Annotated in this window: 6 protein-coding genes; 5 read left to right on the top strand and 1 reads right to left on the bottom strand. The window is 58.2% G+C overall.

The window, feature by feature from the left end:
* The first annotated feature begins 520 nt into the window (after nt 1–520).
* The 5 genes from Q0J81_RS09230 to Q0J81_RS09210 all read left to right on the top strand — a co-directional run bounded on the left by Q0J81_RS09230 (nt 521) and on the right by Q0J81_RS09210 (nt 6,589).
* Nucleotides 521–1,741: an efflux RND transporter periplasmic adaptor subunit gene (locus Q0J81_RS09230; protein ID WP_294447371.1), complete on the top strand. Its 1,221-nt coding sequence runs from the start codon at nt 521–523 to the stop codon at nt 1,739–1,741.
* Between the two features lie 87 nt (nt 1,742–1,828).
* Nucleotides 1,829–3,772 (top strand): MacB family efflux pump subunit, encoded by a 1,944-nt coding sequence (locus tag Q0J81_RS09225; protein WP_294447369.1) that lies wholly within the window; start codon nt 1,829–1,831, stop codon nt 3,770–3,772.
* Nucleotides 3,773–3,776: 4 nt separating this feature from the next.
* Nucleotides 3,777–5,129, top strand: a complete 1,353-nt coding sequence (locus Q0J81_RS09220) for an efflux transporter outer membrane subunit (protein ID WP_294447368.1) — start codon at nt 3,777–3,779, stop codon at nt 5,127–5,129.
* A gap of 126 nt (nt 5,130–5,255) precedes the next feature.
* On the top strand, nt 5,256–6,026 hold the full coding sequence (locus Q0J81_RS09215) for a hypothetical protein (RefSeq protein WP_294447367.1): 771 nt from the start codon (nt 5,256–5,258) through the stop codon (nt 6,024–6,026).
* A 377-nt stretch (nt 6,027–6,403) separates the two neighbouring features.
* Nucleotides 6,404–6,589 (top strand): hypothetical protein, encoded by a 186-nt coding sequence (locus tag Q0J81_RS09210; RefSeq protein WP_294447365.1) that lies wholly within the window; start codon nt 6,404–6,406, stop codon nt 6,587–6,589.
* Nucleotides 6,590–7,589: 1,000 nt separating this feature from the next.
* On the opposite strand, the gene Q0J81_RS09205 is transcribed toward Q0J81_RS09210, so the two are convergent.
* A partial coding sequence (locus Q0J81_RS09205) for a TRAP transporter large permease (RefSeq protein ID WP_294447364.1) occupies nt 7,590–8,499 on the bottom strand: 910 nt, incomplete at its 5' end.

Below are 8,499 nucleotides of genomic sequence, written 5' to 3'. Positions count from 1 at the left end.
GGCCAGCCGCAGGCGGGCGCAGCCGCGCACGCCTGCACTGAGTTTGCAGCCCGAAAAGAGCCCGCCAGGCCTTCCGGCTTTTGAGCCTTTCCTTCTTGCCCTTCGCGCCTTTTCAAAGCACGGCCTCAGGCCTCTGCCCGACACCCGCCGCGCGGCGAAGCCGCAAGGCGAACCATGGGGCCCGGGGGAGATTATCTCCCCCGGCGGGGTCCGGGGCGGAGCCCCGCTGCCTTTCCTGCCTTTTCTGTCTTTCCTGTCTTTCCTGCCTTTTCTGCCTTTATCTTCCCCGGCATAAAAATTCTTACGCACTGTTTCAGGGTGTTACGTTGTTTCCTGTTGAAAATACAGGCGAACGAAGAAGGATGGCCTGGGCGGAGCTTCGGGCAGCGGCCGGAACGGGGACTTTCGCAATGCTTTGAAACAAAGTTTCATTTACCAGCAGTAGAAAATTTGGTTATATCCAAAAGCGCGGGCGGGGCGTCCGCGTCATGTTCCTGAATTTTGCAAAGCGAGCCTTTCCATGAAAAAAAAGCTCCTCCTCGGCATTCTGGCGCTCATTGTCATGGGCGCGGGCGGCTTCTGGTGGTACCAGCAGCGCGGCGCGTCCTCACAGATTCACTATCTTACGGAAAACGTGGTACGCGGCAGCATACGCAAGACGGTCAACGCCACGGGTGAAGTGGATGCCGTGCAGCTTGTCACGGTAGGTTCGCAGGCGTCGGGCAAGATCATGCAGCTCAATGCGGTAATCGGTCAGAAGGTGAAGAAGGGGGATCTCATTGCTCAGATAGATCCCACGACGCGTCAGAACGATCTTGACACGGCGCGAGCGCTGCTCAAGACGTACGAAGCGCAGCTTCAGTCCCGCAAGATAGCGCAGAAGGTGGCGCAGACGCAGTATGACCGCGAAGTGAAGCTGAGAAAGACGGACTCCACCTCGCGGGCGAATCTGGAAGACGCGGAAAACACGCTGGCGGCGGCGAAGGCCAGCGTGACGGAGATGGAATCGCAGATACTGCAGCAGCAGATTGCGGTGAACACGGCGGAAACGAATCTGGGCTATACGAAGATAGTGGCTCCGCTTGACGGGGTGATCGTGTCCGTACCGGTAAAGGAAGGACAGACGGTGAACGCCAACCAGACCACGCCCACCATCGCGCAGATTGCCGACCTTACGGACATGGAAATCAAGATTGAAGTGTCGGAAGGCGACATTCCCTTCATCAAGGAGGGGCAGACGGTGCGCTACACGCTGCTCGGCGCTCCCGACAAGGTATACACGACCACCATCACGTCCATTGATCCCGGCGACACCACGCTTTCGGATTCCACGTCTTCGACGTCCGGCTCATCGACGAGCTCTTCGTCGAGTTCTTCGAGCAGTTCGTCGAGTTCGGCCATCTACTACTATGCCAAGGCTCGCGTGCCCAATCCGGACGGCGTGCTGCGCATCAGCATGACCACGCAGAACGTGATTGAGATTGCAAAGGCCTCCGACGTGCTGCTTGTGCCCAGTCTGGTGCTGGAAAACGACGGTCGGGGCAACTACAGCGTGCGCGTGCTCGGCAAGAACAACAAGGTGGAAGTGCGCAAGGTGGAAATCGGGCTTACCAACAACGTGATGACGGAAATCCGTTCCGGTCTCAAGGAAGGCGAAGCCGTCATAGCCACGCAGATGTCGAGCGCCGAGCTTGCGGACAGTCTGGCCAATCCGCGCAGCAACCGCCGGCCTCCGCGCTGATGAGCGCCGGGGTCTTCGGCCCCGGAGTCGCTCAGGAACGCGCGGGACTGCCGCGCTTCATGAATCAATCCCTGCAGAGAATCACCCATGGTCACTCTCGAAGTACGCAACATAGGCAAGCATTACGGCAGCGGAGAAAGCCGCGTGCAGGTGCTCAAGAACGTCAGTCTGAGCATAGAGCGCGGGGACTTTGTGGCCATCATCGGGCAGTCCGGCTCGGGCAAGTCCACGCTCATGAACATTCTGGGCTGTCTCGACACGCCTTCCGAAGGAACCTATCTGGTGGACGGCAAGCCCACGGAAGGACTCACGCCCGACGAGCTGGCCAGACTGCGCGGGGAGAAGTTCGGCTTCATCTTTCAGCGCTACAACCTGCTTGCGAGTCTGAGCGCGCAGGAAAACGTGGCTCTTCCCGCCGTGTATGCGGGCATGGAGGGGCATGCGCGCAGCGCAAGGGCCCACGAGCTTCTCATAAAGCTTGGTCTTGAGGGCAAGACGCAGAACAGGCCGAACGAGCTTTCGGGCGGTCAGCAGCAGCGCGTGTCCATCGCCCGCGCCATGATGAACGGCGGGGAAATCATTCTTGCCGACGAACCCACCGGCGCGCTGGATTCCAAAAGCGGCGAAAACGTCATGTCGCTGCTCATGCAGCTCAACGCCGAAGGTCACACGCTCATTCTTGTCACGCACGACCGGCACATTGCCGAATACGCCAACCGCATCATAGAAATCAGGGACGGCGAGGTCATCAGCGACCATCGCAAAAGGCCCGTCGGCAATCCCGAAGGCGCAAAGGCCGCCGTATCGCCGACCTCCTCGTGGAAGTACATGCGCGATCAGCTTGCCGAAGCGTTCCGCATGTCGGTGCAGGCCATACTTGCGCACAAAATGCGCTCGCTGCTCACCATGCTCGGCATCATCATCGGCATAGCCTCGGTGGTTTCGGTGGTGGCGCTCGGCCGCGGCTCTCAGGAAAAGATTCTGGCGGGCATCAACGCCATGGGCACCAACACCATCGACATCATGCCCGGCCGCAGCTTCGGCGACCGCAATTCCGGCCGCTACAAAACGCTCACGGTGGACGACTCCGACGTGCTGGCCGAACAGAGCTACATTGCAAGCGCCACGCCTTCGGCGAGTTCCAGCGGCAGCTTCGTGTACCGCAACCTCACGGCCAACGGTTCTCTGAGCGGCGTGGGCGAGCAGTACTTCAACGTCAAGGGTCTGGAGCTTGCGCGCGGGCGTCTCATCAACCGCGCGGACATCGACGAAGCGCGCGCCGTGGCCGTGCTCGACGACAACACGGTGCAGGAGCTCTTTCCCAACGGCGAAGATCCCATAGGCGCAGTGATTCTGTTCAACAAGCATCCCTTTGAAGTGGTGGGCGTGACCAAAAAGCCCAACGCCACCTTCGGCCCGCGCAGCAACCTCACGGTGTGGACGCCCTACACCGCCTACATGGCAAGGGTGTCCGGCAGCCGAAGCATTTCCTCCATCACGGTGAAGATAGCCGACGGCGTTTCCGCGCAGATTGCGGAAAAGGAACTCACGCGTCTTCTCACCTCGCGCCATCGCGGCGTGACGGACTTCTTCACCATGAACACGGACAGCATCCGCCAGACCATGGAAAGCACCACGACCACCATGCGCCTGCTCATTTCCTGCATAGCGTTCATCTCGCTGCTCGTGGGCGGCATAGGCGTCATGAACATCATGCTCGTGTCCGTCACGGAGCGCACGCGGGAAATAGGCGTGCGCATGGCCATAGGCGCCAGGCAGTTCAACGTGCTCCAGCAGTTCCTCATTGAGGCCGTGCTCATCTGCGTCATCGGGGGCGTCACGGGCGTGCTTCTGTCCGCGTGCATCGGCGTGCTGTTCAACAGCTTCATTCAGGACTTTCCCATGTCGTTTTCCACGGGGTCCATCGTGCTGGCCATCACCTGTTCCACCTTCATCGGCATCATCTTCGGCTACATGCCGGCCCGCCGCGCAGCCACGCTCAATCCCGTGGACGCGCTCTCTCAGGAGTGAGTTCATGAAAGCCACGCCCTTTCTCTGCGCCGTGCTGCTTCTTGTTTCCGGCTGCGCCACACGCGACTACCAGATCCCGCCTCAGGGCATTCTGAGCGAAAGTCAGATCGAGCAGAACTTTCACATCGACCGGGAATGGTGGAAGCAGTACAACGATCCCACGCTCAACAGACTGGTGGACATGGCGCTTGAACGGAACATCGACCTTGCGCGCAGCACCATTACCGTCAACAAGGCGCTGTATCAGGCCCGGCAGTTCGGCGCGGATCTCGTGCCCACGTTTTCCGGCTCCGGCAGTGCGGAGTCCCGTAGCGCGCTCGACAGCGGCAAGAACTCGCGCAGCTTCGACGCCTCGTTCGGTCTGGCCTACGAGCTGGATCTGTGGGGCCGCCTGCGCGACTCCACGTCGGCGCAGGTGTGGGAATACCACGCCACCGAGCAGGACAGGGAAGCCACAAGGCTTGCGCTCATCAACAGCGTGGTGAACACCTGGTACAGCATGGCCTACACCTCGCGTGCGCTGGAACTGAGCCGCGAGAGCCTCGGCTATTACGAGCGGCTTCTGAAGATCATGCAGGAAAAATTCCGCTCAGGACAGACCGACGGCCTCGATCCCGCTCAGACGGAACAGAGCCTGCTTTCTCAGAAGACCACCGTGCTCACGCTGGAAGAAGACCTCCGCACGGAAAGGCAGACTCTGCGAGACCTGCTCAACCTGCGCCCGGAAGAAGAGGAAGCGCTGACCCTGCCGGATCTTCTGGCGGTCAAGGTTCCTGCCGTGGACCTCAACGTTCCCATTGCGGCCCTCGGCGCAAGGCCGGACGTGAACGCGGCCGAGTTCCGTCTGCTCTCCTCATTCCGCAACGAGAACGCCGCCCGGGCCGATCTCTTTCCGTCGCTCACCATAGGCGGCACGCTCGGCGCGTCGGCCACATCGAGCTCCGATCTGTTCCAGTCCTCCTTCATCAAGGGCCTTATAAGCTTGAATCTCCCGTTTCTGGACTGGAATCGTGTAAAATGGAACGTGAAGATTGCCGAAGCCGACTTTGAAGACGCAAAACTCTCCTATGAAAAAAGCGTGACCCAGGCGCTCAACGAAGTGGCCCTCTACTACGGTTCCTTGGGGAATGCCGAACAACAATTTGAAAACATTCAGAAAAAATATGATGCCGACCGCCGGGTGGAAGCGTACCGCAAAGCACGATATGAACAGGGAGCCGACGAACTCAAGGACTGGCTGGAGGCTCTGAAAGCGCTCAACGACTCCCGACTGTCGGTTCTGGAGCGGAAATACGGCGTCATTTCCGCCTCGAACGCCATCTGGCAGGCCATGGGGGGCCGCATTGTCGGCAGATAAATAATTTATTCATGAGATTGACCTTTCTCCTTTTTCATCAGAGAATCGCCCCATCTGTTTTCATGTCAGGTGAGGCGATTCTCTTTTTCCCTCCATGCTGAAACATTGAGATATAAGGACACAATCATGAGCACATTCCGCAATCTTTCCTACGCCCTGTTTTTTCTCTCCCTGCTGTCGCTCGCGATGATCTTTCCTTTTTCCCGCGCAACGTACAGCATGACCACATTCACCTTTCTCGGCGTTTTCGTCGCGGTGTTTGCCGTGAGTCTTGTGGCGCTCATCGCCTCGCTCACCATGTACTTTCACTCGAAGAACACGGCCATTACGGTGCTCAAGCGCCGCGGCGGCCGCGTGTACGCCGAGCTTCTGCATCATAAGATTCTGCTCATCAGCGCCATAGACGGCGACAAGTCCGTTGCCGACTGGGATCATTATCTCTACAATCCCGACGAATTCCCGCGCATCAAGAAGTTTCTCGGCGAGGAATATTTCCTTCTGCTCTCCTGCGATTCCTTCTTCTGCACGTCCAAGGCGGCCGAAGCCTACAATGCCTTCAAGACACTGCATGACGACTTTGCCACCTTCATCCGCTCCGTGTCCTACGACCGCGTGGAATGCGCCAAGTTCAAGAATCTCTATGAAAGAAAGACCGGACGCGAACTGACCTCTTCCACGCCTGTGGAGGAATTCCAGGGTGAAGACTTCAGAGAAGCGTACGAGGCGCTGCTTGCGGCCAACGAACAGGCGCTGAACACCGTGGAAGGCCTGCTCACCAAGATTGAAAACTTTGAAATCAATCTCGGCAAGTACTACACGGCCGGCATCGCCTGGGCCACGACCAAAAAAACGCTCAACGCCCGCTATCAGGTCTGGCTGCACGCCACGGAAGTGTAAGAGAGAGAGAAAGAAAGGAAGGAAGAGAAAGAGAGTTTGCGGGGGAAGGAGAAAACCCTTTTGAAAAAGGGCTTTTCTCCTTCCCCCACACCCCTATCCTCTTTCCTAAAACTTTTATTGTTTCAGACTGTTTTCTCTTTTTCCGGGCACACGAGCGAAGTTTTCTTCAACCGTGTGCTCTTCTGTTTCGAAGAATGGCAGGGAAAAGAGATGGAGCGATGGCGGCAAAGGGAAAAACATTTGAAAAAGGGCTTTTCTCCTTCCCCCGCCCCCCCTGTCCCCTTTCCTGAAACTTTTATTGTTTCAGACTGTCTTCTCTTTCCCCGGGCATACGAACGAAGTTTTCTTCAATCGCGTGCCCTTTTTCGGAGAATGGTATGGAAGAAGAGATGGAAGGGAAAAGGGAATACCCTTTTGAAAAAGGCTTTTCTCCTTCCCCCGCACCCCTTTCCCCTTTCCTAAAACTTTTATTGTTTCAGGCTGTTTTTTCTTTCCCCGGGCACACGAGCGAAGTTTCCTTCAACCGTGTGCCTTTTTTTGTGCCTGAAAAAAGAGGGAACTGAAACTTCCGGGGAAAGAAGAGGAAGGAAGATGCTTCCGGGGGAAGGGGAACCCCCTTTTGAAAAAGGGCTTTTCCCCTTCCCCCGCACCCTTTCCCCTTTCCTAAAACTTTTATTGTTTCAGGCTGCTTTTTCTTTCCCCGGGCACACGAGCGAAGTTTCCTTCAACCGCGTGCCCTTTTTTGTGCCTGAGCAGTCGAAATGAAGCCTTGGCACTCACAGGCTCTCTCAGCGTTTCAACGCCTCGGCATCGAGACTGCCTAAGTGTCGGCTAAAAGCGCTCTCTCCAAATATCTGGAAATCCTTTGACATTCCTGTCCGGGGAAAACCGAACCTGAGCCATCCACGGCATACGGGCGCAGCACTCAAACGTCCGGCGTCCGCCCTGTCCCCGTTTGCGCACGACACTCTATACGTCTGCATGGCATGCACGACGGCGGCGTTCAACGCCGGAGGTAAATTCGGCTACGAGCCTGTGCCGTCGGCCGGGCTCCTGATGCACCCCGGGCCCTCAGAGCGTTGAAAAACAGCCTTCCGGCTTTTGCAGCCAGCCCCCGGTGTTCCCTCAGAAATATCCAGAAATCCCTTCCTTACTCACGACTGTCCGACTCTTGTCGGACAGGCGTCTGCCACCGCAGGTGGGTCCTAAAGGACACACCTGCACTGCGTCCGCATACCGAACAGCGCCTGCCGGATCTTTCCGCACCTTGCAGACGCTGCCTTTCCAAACGCCTGCCATCTTCGGCAACGCGCCGTGCATGCACGCTCCGCCCCGCCGAGGGCGAAGCCTTCGGCGGAATCAGGGGGGCCGGGGGGAATTATTTCCCCCGGCGGGGTCCGGGGCAGCGCCCCGGGAGCTCCGGCCAGATCCCCTTCCTATTCCTCTTTCCTATCTCTCTCCGGGCAGCGCCCTGCTGCTCCGGCCAGGCCCCTTTTCTCTATTAAACGCAAAGGGGCGACCCCGTGAAGGAGTCGCCCCGAGAGTTCATCCAAGGTCAGGCCGTCAGATGAGCCAGCCCATGGGGATGAGGGACAGCTTGGGGAAGACCGTCAGCAGGAGCAGCATGACGATTTCCACAAATATGAAGGGAAGCAGGTTCTTGACCAGGGCCGGCAGCTTGAGGTTGCCGATGCCGCACACCACATAGAGAACCGTGCCGACGGGAGGCGTGATAACGCCGATGCCGAGGTTCAGGATGAAGATGAGGCCGAAATGGTAAGGATCAATACCGGCGTCCAGAATCAGCGGATAGAACACAGGCGCAAAGATGAGGACGTTGGGGGTAAGGTCCATGACCATGCCGATCAGGAACAGGAACACGTTGATGAGCAGCAGCAGGGTGATCGGGGAATCCTTGAACGGAGCGAACAGGGAAATGATCTGCTGCGGGATGTCGGCGAGCGTGATGAAGTAGCCGATGGCGGTGGCGGTGGCCACGATCATCATAACAGCGGCGGTGGTACGAGCGGAAGAGGCGCTGACCTTGAGCAGGTCCTTGAGGCCGATTTCACGGTACCAGAGCAGGCACACCAGAATGGCGTACACAGCGGCGAAGGCGCCGCCTTCGGTGGGAGTGAACACGCCGAAACGGATGCCGCCGAGCAGGAGCACGGGCATCATGAAGGCAGGCGTGGCGTCAATGAGAATCTTCTTCTTCTCTTCGCGGGTGAACTTGATGGTTTCATGGTAGCCGTCAATGCGGACGCGGATGAACCACATGATCATCAGGGCCAGACCGATGAAGAGGCCGGGGAAAAGACCGATCATGAACAGCTTGGTGATGGACAGGCCGCTCACGCAGGAGCCGAGGATGATGAAGTTGGTGCTGGGCGGGATGATGGGGCCGAGGATGGCGCCCGAAGAGATGATGGCGCCCGCGCGGCCGGGACGATAGCCGACCTGCTTCATCATG

It is taken from the genome of uncultured Mailhella sp. (assembly GCF_944324575.1).
In the GTDB taxonomy this organism is placed as follows: domain Bacteria; phylum Desulfobacterota; class Desulfovibrionia; order Desulfovibrionales; family Desulfovibrionaceae; genus Mailhella.
Note: the sequence above shows the minus strand (reverse complement) of the source record. Positions and strands in the feature narration are given on the sequence as shown.